The organism is Paraburkholderia saeva, assembly GCF_907164555.1.
GTDB classification, from domain to species: domain Bacteria; phylum Pseudomonadota; class Gammaproteobacteria; order Burkholderiales; family Burkholderiaceae; genus Paraburkholderia; species Paraburkholderia saeva.
Genome location: NZ_CAJQZC010000005.1, coordinates 87716 through 104284, shown reverse-complemented (window position 1 = coordinate 104284; position 16569 = coordinate 87716). Strand labels below are relative to the sequence as shown.

13 protein-coding genes are annotated in these 16569 nt (G+C 63.1%); 1 reads left to right on the top strand and 12 read right to left on the bottom strand.

Annotated features, from left to right (window positions below):
• Nucleotides 1-4: 4 nt before the first annotated feature.
• The 12 genes from LPA36_RS14845 to LPA36_RS14790 all read right to left on the bottom strand — a co-directional run bounded on the left by LPA36_RS14845 (nucleotide 5) and on the right by LPA36_RS14790 (nucleotide 15746).
• Nucleotides 5-1003, bottom strand: coding sequence for a phosphate acetyltransferase (locus tag LPA36_RS14845; protein WP_267478607.1), 999 nt, complete (start codon nucleotides 1001-1003; stop codon nucleotides 5-7).
• A gap of 648 nt (nucleotides 1004-1651) precedes the next feature.
• Nucleotides 1652-3358, bottom strand: coding sequence for a gamma-glutamyltransferase (ggt, locus tag LPA36_RS14840; protein WP_228877788.1), 1707 nt, complete (start codon nucleotides 3356-3358; stop codon nucleotides 1652-1654).
• Between the two features lie 69 nt (nucleotides 3359-3427).
• Nucleotides 3428-3967, bottom strand: coding sequence for a DUF1097 domain-containing protein (locus LPA36_RS14835; protein ID WP_228877786.1), 540 nt, complete (start codon nucleotides 3965-3967; stop codon nucleotides 3428-3430).
• A gap of 27 nt (nucleotides 3968-3994) precedes the next feature.
• Nucleotides 3995-5266: an amidohydrolase family protein gene (locus tag LPA36_RS14830; RefSeq protein WP_228877785.1), complete on the bottom strand. Its 1272-nt coding sequence runs from the start codon at nucleotides 5264-5266 to the stop codon at nucleotides 3995-3997.
• Nucleotides 5267-5475: 209 nt separating this feature from the next.
• Complete coding sequence (locus LPA36_RS14825) at nucleotides 5476-6123, bottom strand: response regulator (RefSeq protein ID WP_228877782.1); 648 nt, start codon at nucleotides 6121-6123, stop codon at nucleotides 5476-5478.
• Complete coding sequence (locus LPA36_RS14820) at nucleotides 6120-7193, bottom strand: PAS domain-containing sensor histidine kinase (RefSeq protein WP_228877778.1); 1074 nt, start codon at nucleotides 7191-7193, stop codon at nucleotides 6120-6122. Before LPA36_RS14820 ends, LPA36_RS14825 begins: the two co-directional genes overlap by 4 nt.
• Nucleotides 7194-7540: 347 nt before the next feature.
• Nucleotides 7541-9058 carry a class I adenylate-forming enzyme family protein gene (locus tag LPA36_RS14815; RefSeq protein WP_228877775.1) on the bottom strand — a complete coding sequence of 506 codons (1518 nt, stop codon included), beginning with the start codon at nucleotides 9056-9058 and terminating at the stop codon, nucleotides 7541-7543.
• A gap of 27 nt (nucleotides 9059-9085) precedes the next feature.
• On the bottom strand, nucleotides 9086-10732 hold the full coding sequence (locus LPA36_RS14810) for an acyl-CoA dehydrogenase family protein (protein WP_228877774.1): 1647 nt from the start codon (nucleotides 10730-10732) through the stop codon (nucleotides 9086-9088).
• A gap of 56 nt (nucleotides 10733-10788) precedes the next feature.
• Nucleotides 10789-11931: a porin gene (locus LPA36_RS14805; RefSeq protein WP_228877773.1), complete on the bottom strand. Its 1143-nt coding sequence runs from the start codon at nucleotides 11929-11931 to the stop codon at nucleotides 10789-10791.
• 84 nt (nucleotides 11932-12015) lie between these two features.
• Nucleotides 12016-13302: an MFS transporter gene (locus tag LPA36_RS14800; RefSeq protein WP_228877772.1), complete on the bottom strand. Its 1287-nt coding sequence runs from the start codon at nucleotides 13300-13302 to the stop codon at nucleotides 12016-12018.
• Nucleotides 13303-13365: 63 nt separating this feature from the next.
• Nucleotides 13366-14799, bottom strand: a complete 1434-nt coding sequence (locus LPA36_RS14795; protein WP_324250941.1) for a coniferyl aldehyde dehydrogenase — start codon at nucleotides 14797-14799, stop codon at nucleotides 13366-13368.
• 35 nt (nucleotides 14800-14834) lie between these two features.
• Nucleotides 14835-15746 (bottom strand): TauD/TfdA dioxygenase family protein, encoded by a 912-nt coding sequence (locus LPA36_RS14790; RefSeq protein ID WP_228877769.1) that lies wholly within the window; start codon nucleotides 15744-15746, stop codon nucleotides 14835-14837.
• Between LPA36_RS14790 and LPA36_RS14785 the strand changes: the two genes are divergently transcribed.
• Entirely contained in the window at nucleotides 15745-16539 is a 795-nt protein-coding gene (locus LPA36_RS14785; protein WP_228877766.1) for a TetR/AcrR family transcriptional regulator, read from the top strand. The two genes, LPA36_RS14790 and LPA36_RS14785, sit on opposite strands and share 2 nt — an antisense overlap.
• Nucleotides 16540-16569: the final 30 nt, after the last annotated feature.

Below are 16569 nucleotides of genomic sequence, written 5' to 3'. Positions count from 1 at the left end.
GGCATCACCCCAGCACGTTGCCGCTTTCGCGGCGGGCTTTCGCGACCAGCGCGGCGACGGCGCAGGACGCGAGACGGGTCATCAGCGAATCGGCGCGGCTCGTCAGGATGATTGGCACGCGAGCGCCAAGAACGATGCCCGCAGCGTCAGCGCCTGCAAGAAACGAGAGGCTCTTGGCGAGCATGTTGCCCGCTTCGAGGTCGGGCACGAGCAGCACGTTCGCGCGCCCCGCCACCGGCGAAGCGATGTTCTTGATGCGCGCCGCTTCCATATCGATCGCGTTGTCGAGCGCGAGCGGCCCGTCGACGAGCGCGCCGGTAATCTGCCGCCGGTCGACCATCTTGCACAGCGCGGCCGCCTCGACGGTGGAAGGCACCTTCGGATTGACGGTCTCCATCGCCGAGAGGATCGCGACACGTACTTCATCCACATTCAGCGCATGCGCGAGATCGATGGCGTTTTGCAGGATGTCGGCTTTTTCTTCGAGCGTCGGCGTGATGTTGACGGCGGCATCCGTGATGATCAACGCCTCCTCGTGGCCGGGCACGTCCATGACAAAACAGTGACTGACACGGCGCGCGGTACGCAGGCCGCCCTCGCGCCGCACGACCGCGCCCATCAGTTCGTCGGTGTGCAGGCTGCCTTTCATCAACGCCTCGGCCTTGCCTTCCAGTACCATCTGCACGCCCAGTGCGGCAGCCGCGTGGCTGAACGGCGCATCGACGATCTGCACGCCCGCGATTTCGATACCGTGCTCGCGCGCGATATCTTCGATCCGCTGGCGTGGGCCAATGAGAACCGGTGTAATGAGCCCGAGGCGGGCCGCCTCGATTGCGCCCTCCAGCGAGGTAACGTCGCATGGATGCACGACGGCCGTCGGCGTAGGCGCGAGCGTGCGGCAGAAATCGATCAGGCGCTGGTATTTGGCGTGCTTTCCGTTCATATCGCGTCCCGGTTTGCCAGCCGCGGGATTGGCGCGTCCCACGGCCGGTGCCACGTTCATTGAACCCGGCGCGCCGGTTGTGCGGCGCACAAGTCATATTAGGCAATGGCGTGCAGGGCCGCAAATCAAACTGTGGGGGTGGCGAGGCCGGATGCGGTCCATCGTTCGCGTGGACGGCGCCGAATTTGCCGATGGAAGTTCGACGGCGGTCCGGCCCATGCGTGGCTGCGGGAGCGGGTCAGGTCCTGGATACCTGCGCTGTCGGGAGATCGGGACCATGATTCCGTTACCTCGAGGAAACTCGTTTACTGGTCCAGGCCTCGCCCCTGGCACCCAAAGTCAGGCGTACCCCCCGATTTTCAGAGCCCGCAAACGTTCCCGCATGGGTAAGCCCGTAGTGAAGCATCGCCGACGCCGGCGCAGAATGAATCATATAAATAGAAACGACCAGCACGGGGATTCGCATGCTCACCATTGTCCTGATCGCGGCGCCGCTGGCAATTGCCGCCCTCGTTGCCTTCGCGCATCTCATCGATCCATCGACGGGGAGATTCAGAAGGCCATAGTGTTCGCGCGACGCTCGACTGTCGTCGGCGATCTAAGCGTCAAGCACACGAGAGCGCAGGCGGCGTCCGTCACGCAAACGGGCTTTGTTCCGTGCGCGCACCGTGGGCCCTCTTTTTCGCGCGCGTCCTGCACGGCGATGTCTTACAGGCCGAGCGCTCGCCCGTCGCTGCGCGGATCGTGTGCGCCCGTCAGCCCTTGCGCATCGATGCGGATCGCGCCGGGATGTCCGGCCAACTGGCTTTGTGCGGGAATCGGACTCAGCTGGTGCCCCCGGGCAGCCAGTTCGCAGAAGACGGGTTCGCCGGCGTCCTCTTCGAGCTTCAGGCTGTCACGGCTGTCCGAGAACGTTTTGCCCAGCAGAAACCGCGGCCGGCCGAGCGCCGTATGTGGATCCATGTCGTAGTCGATCAGACGCGTGAGCACCGCCGCGAGCGTTTGCGGCTGTCCGTCAGCGCCTTGCGTGCCGTATAGCAGATGAGGGCGCCCCTGCTTGAGATACATGCCGGGGTTAAGCGTATGAAATGGCCGCTTGCCGCCGCGCAATGCGTTGGGACTCGCCGCATCGAGACTGAACGACGCGCCCCGGTTGTGCCACAACACGCCCGTGTCGCCAGCGACGACGCCGCTGCCCCAGTCGAAGTACACCGTTTGCAGCATGCTCACGCAATTGCCGTCACCATCCGCCACGCCGATATACACCGTGTCGCCCGTCTTGAACGTATGCGACCACGGCATGGCCCGATCCATGCGGATACGACGTGCATGCGCATCGAGCGTGGCAGCCGACAGCATACGGTCAACAGGCACGTCGACAAAGTCCGGGTCCGCGACGTAGCGGTTGCGGTCAAGAAACGCCAGTTTTATGGCTTCGACGAGTACGTGATAGTAGTCGGCGCTCCCTTCGGGAATGGCGGCGAAGTCGAAGCGCTCAAGGATGCCCATGATTTCGAGCGTGGTCACACCTTGCGTCGGCGGCCGCAAACCAAGCAGTTCACCGTCGCGATAGGCCACGCGCAGCGGCACTTCCTCGCGGGCCTGCGCACGTGCCAGATCGTCCAGCGTAAGCGGCGAACCTGCCTGCTTAAGGCCTGCGGCAATCCGTGCTGCGAGATCGCCCTCGTAGAACTCGCGACCGCCATGTGTCGCAATGGCATCGAGGCTACGCGCCAGCGCAGGCTGGAAGAATCGCTCCCCGGCCTGCGGGGCACGTCCATCCGGCATGAAGACCTGCGCGAAGCCGTGCCAGTTCGAGAGCTCGTTCGCGCGGAACGCCTGCCAGAAATGTTGGGACGGCGTGACCGGAAAGCCGTTGGCGGCATACCCGATCGCGCGGGAGAACAATGACGACCATCCCTGATTGCCGCCCCACGCCGCACGGCTGAATGCGTAAGCCTTGTCCCAGACGGCAACGGTGGCCGCCGTCGTCAGCGCCGCGGCGGGCCCGCGCACCGGGATGGCGCCCTGATAGTCGGGCACCCGCGCGGCGGCCTGGCCGATCCCCGAGAGTGTGCGGACGTTACCGGCGCGGTCGCTGATCACCATGAACGCGTCGCCCCCGAGGCCCGTGAAATGCGGGTACGTCACGCTCAATGCCGCGCCGATGGCGATGGCGGCCTCGATGGCGTTGCCGCCTGCGCGCAGCACCTCGAGGCCCGCTTCGCTCGCCAGCCCGTGCGGACTGGTGACCATGCCGCGCGTCGATTGCGCCAGCCCGGTCGCATCGGCCACGCTGCCTTTACCGGCAGCGCCTCCGAATGCCGCGCTGCCGGCCGGCGCAGCCGCGCCTGCGAGGCGCTCCGGCTGCGTCGTCACATTGCTTCCCGATTGCGCTTCGGCTACGAACGTCATGCTGCCTCCACCTTGTATATATCGTCTGGGTCGCAGCGATCCACGCGCCGCGACCGTCCTCTCAACCCGTCACCGGGCTTCCGGCTTCCAGCCCTTCCACCAGCGATGAGCGGTCGCTTCCGGCGCGGAGTAGCGTTCCTTCACCCAGGCGTAGGCCGGCCCCAGCGCATTCATTGCGATGGCCGCGCCCAGTGCAGTGACCGGGTCATGCGCGACCGGGCCAAAGCCGCCGAAGAGGGTGCCAAAGTAAGTCGCAAAACCAAAGAACATCCCCGGGATGAAGTTGAGCGCGACAAAGAGTCTCGCGAGCGCCATCATCGTCCCGTTCAGCGTGAAGAGAATCACCATTTGCGCGAGGACCAGCGAGTTCCCGCTGAACTGTCTGGCCGCCTGCTCGAAACCGAGCACGATGAGAAACGCGAAACACGATCCTACCGGCAACGTCGGCCAGATGCGCCTGAGATTTTGCGCCGTGGGGCCGCCCATCGCAAACGTCGCGGCCCAACTGATGAAGATCGCCCAAGGCGGCAGATGTAACGGCAACATGGCGATTGGAATGGTCGTAACGGCCAGCAACGATGCGACAATTTCCGCAGGCAGCTTCTTCATGATTGTCTCCTTGAGTTTTGGTGAACTTCATTGCGCACAACAACATGAATGCCGGTGAATTTCGCAGTGGTGGTGGGTCACGACGGTGATGCGCCCCCGCTTGACCACCCACAGCCGAGGCGGAATATCGAGCAACGCATCGGCGACCCTGAACGTATCGAGAATGACGAGATCGGCCTGCTTGCCCACAGCGATGCCGTAGTTCCGTTCGAGCCCGATTGCACGCGCGGCGTTGTGCGTGCCCATATCGAGGATGGCCTGCTGATGCTCGGGCACACCGAACTGCGCGACGTGCGCGAGCAGATTGCCGATCTGCAGCATGTCGGCCTTGCCAAACGGCGTGAATGCGTTACGCACGTTGTTCGACGAATAGGCGACGTTCACGCCCGCGTGATGCAATGCCTTGACAGGCGTGAGGCCGCGCCGCTGGTTCTGTTGATCCTTGCGCCCGCCCAGATAGAGGTCCGTGGCGGGCAACGTCACAATGCTGATGCCCGCCTCGCGAATCTGCTCGATAACGGGCTTCAGCGAATCGGGATCGAGCGCGCCGAGGCTCGTGACATGCCCGAGCGCCACGCGTCCCTGGTATCCCGTCTCGATGGTCTTCTGCGCGATATATGAAATCGCTGCGAAGCGCGGGTCACTCGTGTCGTCGGCGAAGTCCGCATGCATGTCGATCGGCGCGCCATAGCGCTGCGCCAGTTCGAACACCACGTCGATGTGGCGCTTCGTGTCTTCCGGGTTAAGTTCGTTATACGGGCAGCCGCCGACCACGTCCGCGCCCATGTTCAATGCTTCGATCATCAGCTCGTGCGTGCCCTGCGACTTGAGTATGCCCTCCTGCGGGAATGCCACGATCTGCAGGTCGAGCAGGGTCTCGTATTCGGATCTCAGTGCAAGAAGCGTCTCCACACCGATCAAACCCTGGATCAGGTCGACGTCAGGATGCGCGCGCACCGCGACCGTGCCATTCTTCACGGCCATGTCCAGCACCTGGCGGGAACGGTCGAGCACGTCCTCGCGTTCCTGCCTGCTCTTGAGGATGCCGGTTACGCGGATGGCTTCATCGAGCGTGCCGAAACGCGCTGGCAGCCGGCGATGGAGCAGTGCCTTGTCCAGATGCAGATGCGCTTCGATCAGACCAGGGATCGCGGCGCGGCCGCCGGCGTCGATGACCTCATCGGACGATGCGTCGATCCCCTGCTCCAGCGCCACGATACGTCCATCACGGATGGCGATGTCGACGAGCGGGTCGTCGTCGCGAATGCATACACTATTGATCAGCAGGTCCACATGCATGGTGTGGTCTCCTTGATTGATGGATCGACTGGAAGGGTGTTTTCTGGCGAGCCGGCGAACATCGCGCGCATGTCGGGAGCGACCTTTTCCGGCTCGCGGCGACGACCGCGGTGAGAAAAGATTAAGCGCGCCCGTCCACGCAGGGCATCGGGATTCGCTGGTTTTCGTCCAGGAATTTCCCGAGACGCACTGCACAACGCGAACGGGACTCAGGCGTCGGCGCCGGCAACGATCAGCCCGTGCTGGATGGCATAGTGAACGAGCCCGGCGGTCGACGGGATGTCCATCTTGGTGAGGATGTTCGACTTGTGGGTACTGACCGTTTTGGCCGACAGCGACAGGCGGTGCGCGATCTCGTTGATGCCGGCGCCCTCGACAAGCATCTGGAAAACCTGAAATTCGCGAGCCGTGAGGAGCGTATGCGGGAACGAACTGGCAGGCCGGTGCAACTGCTGGATGAGCTTTTCGGCTACCAGTGGCGAGACAATTGTGCCGCCTCGACCCACCTTGCGGATCGCGCCGATCAGCTGCCCGGATTCGACATTCTTGGTGAGGTAGCCGGACGCGCCCGCCCGCATCGCATGCACCGCGTATTGCGATTCGCGATACATGCTCAGGACCAGTACCGGCAGTGACGGATGGTTCGCCTTGATCTGCTGGATCAGCGCGATACCGCTCTTGCCCGGCATCGACATGTCGAGCAGCAGCACATCGACGGATGTGCTGCGAAGCCTGTCGACGACGTCTGCGCCGTCAATCGCTTCGGCGACCACAGACATATCCTGCGCGGTGGAGATGATCTTTTTCAGACCATCACGAATGATAGCGTGGTCGTCGGCGATCATGACCCGCATCATGAGACTGCGCCTTCGTTCGTTACGGCGCGCAGCGGAATGCGGGCGGCCACGCGCGTGCCGTGCCCGGGGCGACTTTCCACGCTCAATTGTCCGCCGAGCATCAGCGCGCGCTCGCGCATGCCCAGCAGACCGAGGCTGCGGCTGCCTGCAACCCGGGCGGTGTCCATACCGCAGCCGTCGTCGGCGATCGCCAGATGGCAGTCGCCGTCGCGCGCCTCGATCTCAACGACCACTCGCGAGGCATGCCCATGCCGGCTTGCATTGGTGAGCGCCTCCTGGACGATGCGGAAGATCGTGGTGCTCCGCTCAGCATCGAGACCGTGCATGAGCTCCTCCGACATTTCCCGCCGGAGTTCGCACGGCAGACCGTTGTGTTGCGCGAACGATTCCGTGAGCCATTCGAGCGCAGCGTGCAGCCCCAACTCGTCGAGCACAGCCGGACGCAGGTCGGACGCGATACGGTGCACTGCATCCATGGTGACGTCGACCAGATCCTTCAGCATTCGCACCTGATCGGCCTGACCGGACGCTGCCTCCTCCACCTGCGTTTGCAGGTAGTTCAGGCCGAGCCTCAGTCCGCTCAGCAATTGACCCAGCTCGTCATGCAGTTCGCGCGAAATACGCGTACGTTCAGCTTCGCGTACTGACTGGAGATAAGCTGAAAGTTGCCGCAACTGGGAACGTGAATCGCGCAGCTCCATTTCCGAGCGCTTGAGATCGCTGATTTCGCGCGAAATGCCGACCGTGCCAACGATGCTTCCGTCGGCACCACGGATCGGCATTTTGACGGTATCGAACCAGCGCGGTGTGCCGTCGGGGCCGTTGCGACTTTCCTCGTAGCGTCGCCGCTCGCCGCTTGCGAGCACGGCGCGATCTGTCGACAGATACACCCGCCCCCATTCGGACGACCAGACCTTGTCGGGCGTGCTACCGATGATCTCCTTCTCGGCGCGCCCGCACGCAACAATGAAAGCGTCGTTGACGAGGATGTAGCGCGACTCGGTGTCCTTTAGCCACGCCTGGTCCGGGATGTTGTTCAGAATGGCCCGGTGCAGTTCGCCATAGGTCACCACCGCTTCTCCTCGCAACGATGTTCGTGTCGCCGACACCAGGGGCCGTGTCTCACACGCGGGTCGATGCGCCACAGATGGGGACTTGCAGGAAGATGCCTCTCGCCACGCGATTACCCCGTGGCATTCAATATATCCAGACTCGCAAGAATGCGCGCCTCTAGTTTTCCCGCATATTCAGGCACCGCAGCGATTCATGCGTTTCGCTCATGGCCTCATGGTCGTCGTTCCAGTTTAGGGTTGACTGGCTCAGTTCTCCGCCCTGAAGAGACGCTCGACAGAATCGAACCAACGTCCGTACGGCCACCGGTAACGGACGTTGAAGTCAAGGAAACGGACCAGACCGCTTACAACGGATCCCACGCCTCGCACGCGCGCAGGGACGCCTTCGTCAGCTTGCCGGTCGGAGTACGCGGCAGCGATTCCCTAACAAGGTATTCGCGCGGAATCTTGTACTTCGCCAGCCGCGGCGCGAGCCATGCATTGATCGCGTCGCGATCGACCGTCGCATCGGGATTGGGCACGATGAAGGCGACGACGGTTTCGCCCCACTCGGGGTGCGGGCGCCCTACGACCGCCACATCGCGCACGGCGGGGTGTTCGATCAGGACATCCTCGACTTCTTTCGAATACACGTTCTCTCCGCCGGTCACGATCATGTCCTTGCTGCGGTCGACGACAAACAGATAGCCGTCCTCGTCTACGCGTACCAGATCGCCGCTCCGGTACCATCCGTCCACGATGGCTTCGGCAGTTGCATCGGGCGCGTCGAGATAGCGCTGCATCAACGAACTGCATCTGAGCCAGATTTCGCCAACCTCGCCCGCCTTCGCTTCGCGACCGTCCTTGCCGATGATCTTCATTTCCGCACCCGGTGTTGTCACACGCCCAATCGACCCGGCTTTCGCGATCTGTTCCTCCGGATAAAGAACCGTCCCCGCCGGTCCGGTTTCAGTCATGCCGAACATCTGATAGAAGCGCTCGCTGCGATAAGCGTTCATCAGTCGTCGCGCCGTTTCGGCGCCGATTGGGCCGCCGCCATAAATCCACGCGCGCACGGAGCCCAGGTCGAAATCGGCGACGTTCAGTCCCATCTGCAGCGGCAGCAGATACGAGACCGGCGCACCGAAATACAACGTCACACGCTCGTCCTGAACCGTCCGCAGGAATGCCTCAGGATGATATTCACGCAGCAGCACAATCGTGCCACCGACGTAAAGTGTCCCCAGCATCCAGTTGTTCAACGGCGACGAGTGCCAGAGCGGCATGGCGATCAACGTGCGCTCGTTCTGCTCCATCGATGCGGCGCGCACGGCGGTTTCGCCGGCATGACACGCGCTGCGGTGACTATGCAGGCAGCCCTTCGGACGGCCCGTCGTGCCCGAGGTATAGAGCACCTCGGCAATCGACTCATCGGCCGGCGGCGGCCCGTCGAATGCCGCTGCGTGTTCGAGAAGCGCGTCGAACGACGGATGTCCCGGCAATTCGCTTTCGGTACCGAGCCTGTGGACCGAATGTGTGAGCCGCTCGACCACGGGCGCGAGTGCGCCGTCGAAGAGCGCGAGTTTGACGCGCGCGTGCGAGAGGATGTAGTCAACCTCGGGTGCCTGCAGTTTGTGATTGATGGGCACCACGGCCGCACCGATACGCCACGCTCCGAGCATCGCAATCATGAAGCCCGGCGTATTCAGGCACATCAATGCAAACCGGTCGCCCGTCCCGACACCATGCTGAATCAGGACAGTGGCCGCGCGGCGCGACAGATCGTCGACCTGTGCATAGGTGTAAGTGCGGCCTGCGTAGCGCAGAAAAGGTTTGTCCGGCTGCTGCCGGACGTGGTCGTCGAAAAGCGAAATGATGTTCATGACTGGATCGTTCTCAGGCGAAAGTTTTCAGATTGGCCATGCGCGTTCGATGATCGAGGCGCACGGCGTATCGCGCGGCAAAAGGCCAAAGGTGCGTCCCCACTCGGCGTCGAAGCGGCTCGTGATAAACGCGTCGCTCACGGCCTGAGGCGCATGGTCGCCAGCAAGGCGTGCCTGAACCAGCAAGATGAGCCGCTGCGCTTCGCGCCGCGACTGCCGCTCGAAAGAGGCGTCGTCCAGTTTCAGCGCGTTGACGAATGCATCGAGGTGGCGGCGCAATAGCGCGTCCGCGTGACAGAAAGAACGCAGATCTTCGACCAGCGCCGCCACCGCGTCCGGTTCGCGCTGGATCGCGCGCATCATGTCGAGCGCCATCACGTTTCCCGAACCTTCCCAGATCGAGATGACCGGTGCCTCGCGAAAAAGGCGCCCCGTTGGACTGTCGTCCATGTAGCCGTTACCACCGATCACCTCCATCGCTTCGGCGGCGTGTTCGATCGCGCGCTTGGCCACCCAGTACTTTGCAGCGGGCGTCACGATGCGCCTGTACGCGCGTTGCAATGGATCATCGCCGGCATGCGAGAACGATTCGGCAAGCCGCATCATCAGATGGGTGGCAGCTTCGCTTTCGAGCGCGAGATCGGCGAGCACGTTCTGCATGAGCGGCTGTTGCACGAGGGTTCTGCCGAACACCGAACGCCCGCGCGCGTGATGAACCGCCTGCACCAGCGCCTGACGCATCATGCCCGTGCTGCCCATCACGCAGTTCAGCCGCGTATGGGTCGCCATTTCGATAATGGTGGGAACGCCGCGCCCTTCTTCCCCGATCATGCGCCCCCAAGCGCCGAGGAATTCGACTTCGCTGCTCGCGTTCGAGCGGTTGCCCACCTTGTCCTTGAGCCGCTGAATATGAACCGCATTTTTGCTGCCGTCAGGCCGGAAGCGGGGCACGAAGAAGCACGACATACCGCTCGCCGTCCGCGCAAGCACGAGATGCGCGTCGCACATCGGTGCCGAGAAAAACCATTTATGCCCGACGAGCGAATACTCACGCCCGCCTGCACTTCCTGCAAGCGGCGTGGCGAGGGTCGTGTTCGCGCGCACGTCGGAGCCACCCTGTTTTTCGGTCATCCCCATGCCGACCAGAATCGATGCCTTCTGCGCGATCGGAACGTCGCGTGCGTCGTAGGTGGTCGAGTAGAGCTTCGCGGACAGCTCCCTGAATACCTCCGCGTCCTTCCTCAGCACCGGAATGCTGGCAAAGGTCATCGACGTCGGGCACTGCGAACCCGCTTCGATCTGACCATGCATCGAAAAGCCTGCGGCGTAGGCCGCCCATGCCCCCGCGCGCGAATCCGAGAACGGTTGCGCAACGAGATTCTGTTCGCGCAGCATCTTCATCATCGTGTGCCACGCCGGATGAAACTCCACGCGATCGATCCGCTGACCCTGACGATCGAAGGTCTGCAACTCCGGCTTGCAGCGATTTGCCAGCTCGGCCGTGTGCAACGTCGTTGCGAGACCCAGTTGTTCGCCGTACCGGCTCAGCTCCGGTTCGTGCGCGCCGCCGCCGGCGCGCCGCACCGCTTCCTGAAGCGCGATGTCGCTCGTGTAGAGGTTGTAGTCCCGCAACTCAGGCACGACGTTCGTGACGTCGTGAGTTTTCCATTCCATTCCGCTCATTCCTTTTTGCCGCATTGCCGACACGGGCGTGCCCGTGTCGTGCCCAATCAGAACAGGTGGCGCAGCCCCGCCATCATGCCCAGCTGCGTCGAACCCGCCGCTGCGCTCACTCCGCAAAAGCCCTGCAGTTGCGCGCCAATCAGTCCACCGCGATATAGCGAGTAGTCGCCCTCCAGATAGACGTCCGTCTGCTTCGACAGGTTGTAGTCCGCCAGCAGTTGAAACTGGGTCGCATTGCCGTCGCCGCTCTGGGTCTTGCCATCCTGCAGCGTGCGCCAGACGTTCGCCGACAGGTGCGTCGCATGGCCGACGCTCTGCGAAATGCCGCCGAAGAACATCTCACGCGACGAGAACGTATTGAACTTGAGGGCAGTGAGCTGCGCGACGGAAAACGGTCCATTCGGAAAGTTGCCGACAAAGCCGCTGTCTTCGCGGTTCTGTGCCCAACCGAAGTTGACACTCGTATTGCCGAACGAATAAGCCGCACCGGCCGTCCACGCCTTGAAATGCGCGCCCGCGTTGACGGCATCGCGTGCGTCGAGATAGGCGGCGGCAAGACGCAGCGGACCTTGTGGCACATACGCGAGCGATGCGCCAATCTGGCTGCCCGCACCGAACGAACCCGCCGTGCCGCCGAACGCGTAGGACAGTTCGAGCCTCACGTCGTGCCAGCTGGCCGCGTACTTCGCCATGTTGCTGGTCCACACACCCTGGGCCATCCCGACTTCGGGACGGAATTGATACACCGTCGGCAACCAGGGGGCGCTCACGTACGTCTGGAGCACAGCATCCGCAAGCGGATTGGTCTGCCGTCCGAGCGTCAGCCGGCCGAGCGTGGAGGACTGAAGCCCCACGAACGCCGTGTTGAAGAACGGATAGGCCGGATCGGATACGCCGCTGTTAGCGAAAAAACGATCCTCAAGCTGGAACACGACCTTGTTGCCGCCGCCCAGATCTTCCGCGCCGCGCAGACCCCAATGGCTTTCGCTGACGCCGCCGTTGGCGAGTTGTACCTTGTCGTCCCCCGCAGCATTGGCGTGGGTCGTATAACGAACTGCCGTATCCACCAGACCGTATAGCGTGACTGACGACTGGGCGTGTGCAACGCCTCCCAGTCCCCCCATTGCCAGCGCAAGTGCTACACGTGTCTTCGCGCCACGCGTGCGCAAAGTTTTACCGCTTTGCTTCATTGTCTCCCCCGTCATGATTGTCAAACTATCGGCAGCAGCCTGTTGGAATAGCTGATGGCTGCATCCTGCGTATGCGCCTGCCCGTCACGCGACGAGGCGGCGTGCGAGCCGCTCCAGCGACCGTTCCGGGTTCAGCACCTTGAAACCGCCTGCGGCGAGTACCACGAGCAACGCGCCGGTCAGCAGAAGTCCTTTCTCGAAGCCGGCCGCGACGTTGCCGTGAGCGTTCTGGATCATCCAGCCGACCACAGGCGGCGCCACAATGCCGGCAATCCACGCCACTGAATACTCGATCGCAAGCGCGGCACCGCGCTGCGCGGGCGGCGCGATCTGCGCGATCATCGCGGGTCCGAGCGAATAGATGATCGGCGTGGTCGCGACCGCCAGGGCGATCAGGACAACCTTCACGGTGGGACCGATGTTGCATACCGCAATGGCTATGAGCAGCACGCCGCCGACGGCAAGGCAACCGCACACGAAAGCGCCACGTGCGATGCGAGACGGTATGCCGCGCTTCATCATGCGCTGCGACCACGCGGAGAGCACAAGGCTCACTGGCGCGCTGGCGACAAGCACCGCGGCAAACACCTGCCCCGCGTGACGCGGCGTATAACCCATTCCCTGATTCAGATAGGCAGGCAACCACGTCAACACGAGCGCCAGCGTCAGAAAGGCAGCGAAATGCAGCGCGATAATGCAGACCACGGTTCGATCGGTCAGCAGCGCTCGATAGCTCATGCGCGAAACCGGGACCGCCGTATCTGTCATTGCTGCGGGTGTCGCCGCGGGCGCATCGAGCGGGCCTTCGCGACCGACGACGAGCCACAGCATTGCCCAGGCCAGCCCCAGCACAGCCAGCACGACGAAGTTGCTGCGCCAGCCCCATGTCGCATTGATCCACGGCACGGCAATGCCAGCGACGACCATGCCGAAGACGCCGCCCATCTGGAATACGGAGACCGGCAGATTGCGCCTGTCATCCGGGAACCACTTGTAGCAGGCGTGAATCGCGATGGGCTGGGCCGGTCCTTCACCCGCGCCGAGCAGTACGCGGCACGCAACCAGCATGGCAAGCGACGAGCTGCAGGCGATCGGCAACTGCACGATGGACCACAGCACGGCCATCGCAAGCAGCAGCCAGCGCGTGGGCCAACGGTTCGAGAGGAAGCCGCCGGCCACCCCGGTCAGCGCGAACAGGAAGAAGAAACAGCCCGCAAGGAGTCCATACTGCGACGGCGACAGGCCGAGTTCCTTCATCAGTGGAGCGGCGACGAGGCCGAGCACCACCTTGTCGATGAAATTGATCGCGACGAGCAGGAACAACATGGCCGCCATGAACCAGGCACGCGCGGGCCGATAAGTGCGTTGCATACAATGGATTCCGAGGTAAGACGTGCGAGGGTGTCGCGCCTGTTGCTGGTTCGACGATCCGGCTCAGGCGCGCGAGCCGAAGTACCATCGCAATACCGCGCGCTGCACGGCGCGGCCATACGGTGGATGAAACAGTTCGACCGGAAACCAGCGATGCTCGGCGAACACCGCTTTTGCGTGCGAGAGCTCGCGAAAGCCCTCTTCGCCGTGGTAGTTGCCCATGCCCGACATGCCGATTCCGCCGAACGGCAGTGAGTGATTCATCGCATGCCAGCCCCAGTCGTTGAACGTGACGCCGCCTGCGTGGGTTTCGCGCAGCACGCGCGTACGCTCGCTGCTGTCGGTCCCGAACCAGTACAGCGCCAGCGGCCGCTCGCCGCTGCGGACATGCGCGAGCGCCTCGTCGAATGTTGCGTAGCCGATCACCGGGAGCAGCGGCCCGAAGATCTCCTCACGCGCGATGCGCATCTGCGGCTTCACGCCGGTAATGATGTGCAGCGGTATCTGGCGGCCTTCGTTGTCGACCGGTCCGCAGACCGTCACCTTCGCGCCGAGCGCACGCGCATCGTCGACGAGATCGAGCATGCGACGATGAGCGCGCGCATTGATCATCGAGGTGTAGCGCTCGCCGGCGCCCACCAGCTGTTCGAACGCATGTGCCGCAGCGGCCGTAAAAGCATCGACCTGCTCGCGCGGTACCAGCGCATAATCGGGCGCGACGCAGACCTGGCCCGCATTGACCGTCTTGCCATGCACGATTCGCCGCGCGGCGCGCGCGAGGTTCGCCGAGCGGGAAACGAGCGCGGGAGATTTGCCGCCCAGCTCGAGCGTGACAGGCGTGAGGTTGTCGGCGGCCGCTCGCATGACCTCGCGCCCGACCGCTGGCGAACCCGTGAAAACGAGGTGATCGAAGGGCAACGCGCAGAAGCGTTTCGCGCACTCCGCATCGCCTTCGACGACGCACACCTCATCCTCATCGAATGCATCTGCAAGCAGGGCGCGTAATGAACGCGATGCGTGCGGCGCGTACTCGGACGTTTTGATGAGGCAACGATTGCCCGCCGCAAGCGCAGTCGCGAGCGGCCCAAGTGCCAGATAGAACGGGAAGTTCCAGGGCACCACAATGCCGACCACGCCTTTGGGCTGATACTGCACGGCCGCGCGGTTGGTGCTGAAGAGCAGTTCCGGCGAGCGACGCGATGGCCGCATCCAGCGCCGCAGATGCCGCAGCAGGTGGTCGATGTGCAGTAGCGAGGGAAGCAGATCCACCAGCATCGTCTCGTCGGCCGCCCGTACGCCGAAATCAACCGAGGCGGCGCTGGCGCAGTCGGGCGCATGGCGACGCAGCGCTTCGCGCAGCCGGCGCAGCTTGTCGCGCCGCTCGATGTAGCCGGGATACGGCGCAGCGGCAAATGCGCTACGTAGCGTCGCAAATCGTTCGGCAACAAAATCGGTCGCACCGGTCTGCGCGTGCCGTTCCATATCGATCAGGTTCATGTTGTGGTCTTCCGCGGCCTCTGGCGCAACACAGTTCAAACCGGCTTGTCGCCAATGATCGTCGCGCGCAGCATGCGCCGGCGTGCCGGGAAGTAGTCCTGAATGGCGTAGTGCTGGGTCGAACGGTTGTCCCAGAACGCGATCGTGTTGGGCCGCCACTTCAGGCGCACCTGATATTCAGGCACAGCCGCCTGGCGATACAGGTGTTGCAGCAGGTCCATTTCCGCGAGTCGGAAATCGAAGCCGAATCTCACGTCATTCTTTTCGATGTAGTTCGCGAGGTGGGTCGTGAATGCCTCATTCACGTACAGCACGCGTTCACCCGTTTCCGGGTGCGTGCGCACAACCGGATGCGTGGCGGGCGGATACGCAACGCGGCGCGCTTCACGTTCCTCCGCGCTCATGCGCGTACCGAATGCGGGCAGCAGATCGTGCACCGCGAGCAGACCGTCGAGCGCGTTGCGGGTCGCTTCGGGCAATCGGGCATAGGCCTCGGCCATATTGACCCAGACGGTGTCGCCGCCGACCTTCGGGCATTCGAGGCAACGCAGCATCGACCCCATCGACGGACGCTCGCGCCAGCTCACATCCGAGTGATAGATGTTTTCGCGACCGGGAATCTTGCTGTCGCCGCCGAGCATGACGAGTTCGGGATGCTCCGGGTGATGCGGAAATACGGGATGCGTCTCCAGTTCGCCGAAGCGACGCGCAAGCGCAACCTGCTGCGCCGGGCTGATGTCCTGGTCGCGGAACACAAGCAACTTGTGCTTGAGGAGCGCCGCGCGCAGCGCTGCATATTGGTCGTCATCGAGCGGCGCCGTGAGATCGAGATTGCCGATCTCCACGCCGATCGCGGGTGAAAGCGGCTCGACGCTGAACGACGGTTTGAGGACCGCCGAACGCACGGTCGACGGCGCTTCGGCAATGATTTGCCCGGTTGCTTGCATGACTTTCTCCACATTGATCCAGCAGTCAAACCAAATTGATACCTTGAGGTATCCTTTTAAAAGATACTATTGGGTACCATTCGGCGGGTCAACTGAGGGTTTTCCCATGTCACACCATGTCAAGGCGCCGTTATCGGCGTCGCTCGAAAGTACGGATGGGTTCGTCGCACCTCGTTACCGAAGCGGTCAGCGTTCGGCGGATGCGCTGCTGGAAGCGGGCCGTGCGTTGCTCGCCGACATCAGCTACGAAGCGCTGACCATCAACGATTTGTGCAGCGAGGCAGATCTGACGAAGGGGGCCTTCTATCGTCGGTTCGAAAGCAAGGACGCTTTCTTCATTGCGTTGCAAAAGCTGGCGTTGGACGACGCCGCGCGGGTAAAAGATGCGCTTGCGAGCGAGATGGAGTGCCGTGATGGCGGCCTGTCGACACTTGAGGCTGCGCGCAGCGTGGTCGAGTCGATGCGTTTGTGGCACCTGCGGCACTGCGGGGTGATACGCGCGTCACTCCAACGCCGCGATCACACCACCGATGGCTGGCGACCATTCAAGGACTACGCGCAGGGCTTCGTCGACGATATTGCGCTGCGCATGACGCGGCTTTCTGAACTGCGTGGCAAAAAGGACGTGCTGACGCGTCTGAAGATCGGGTTTCAGACCGTCATTGCCACGATGATCAACGCGGCGCTGAACGATCCGGGACCGCTGCGTCTCGACGACCCTGCGATGACCGAAGCGCTCGCACAGATGCTCGCGATCTTTGCCATAGGGCCCTCGTTCGACGCAACGCGTTGAGCGGATTTGCGGATGGTGACCGTGAGGCGT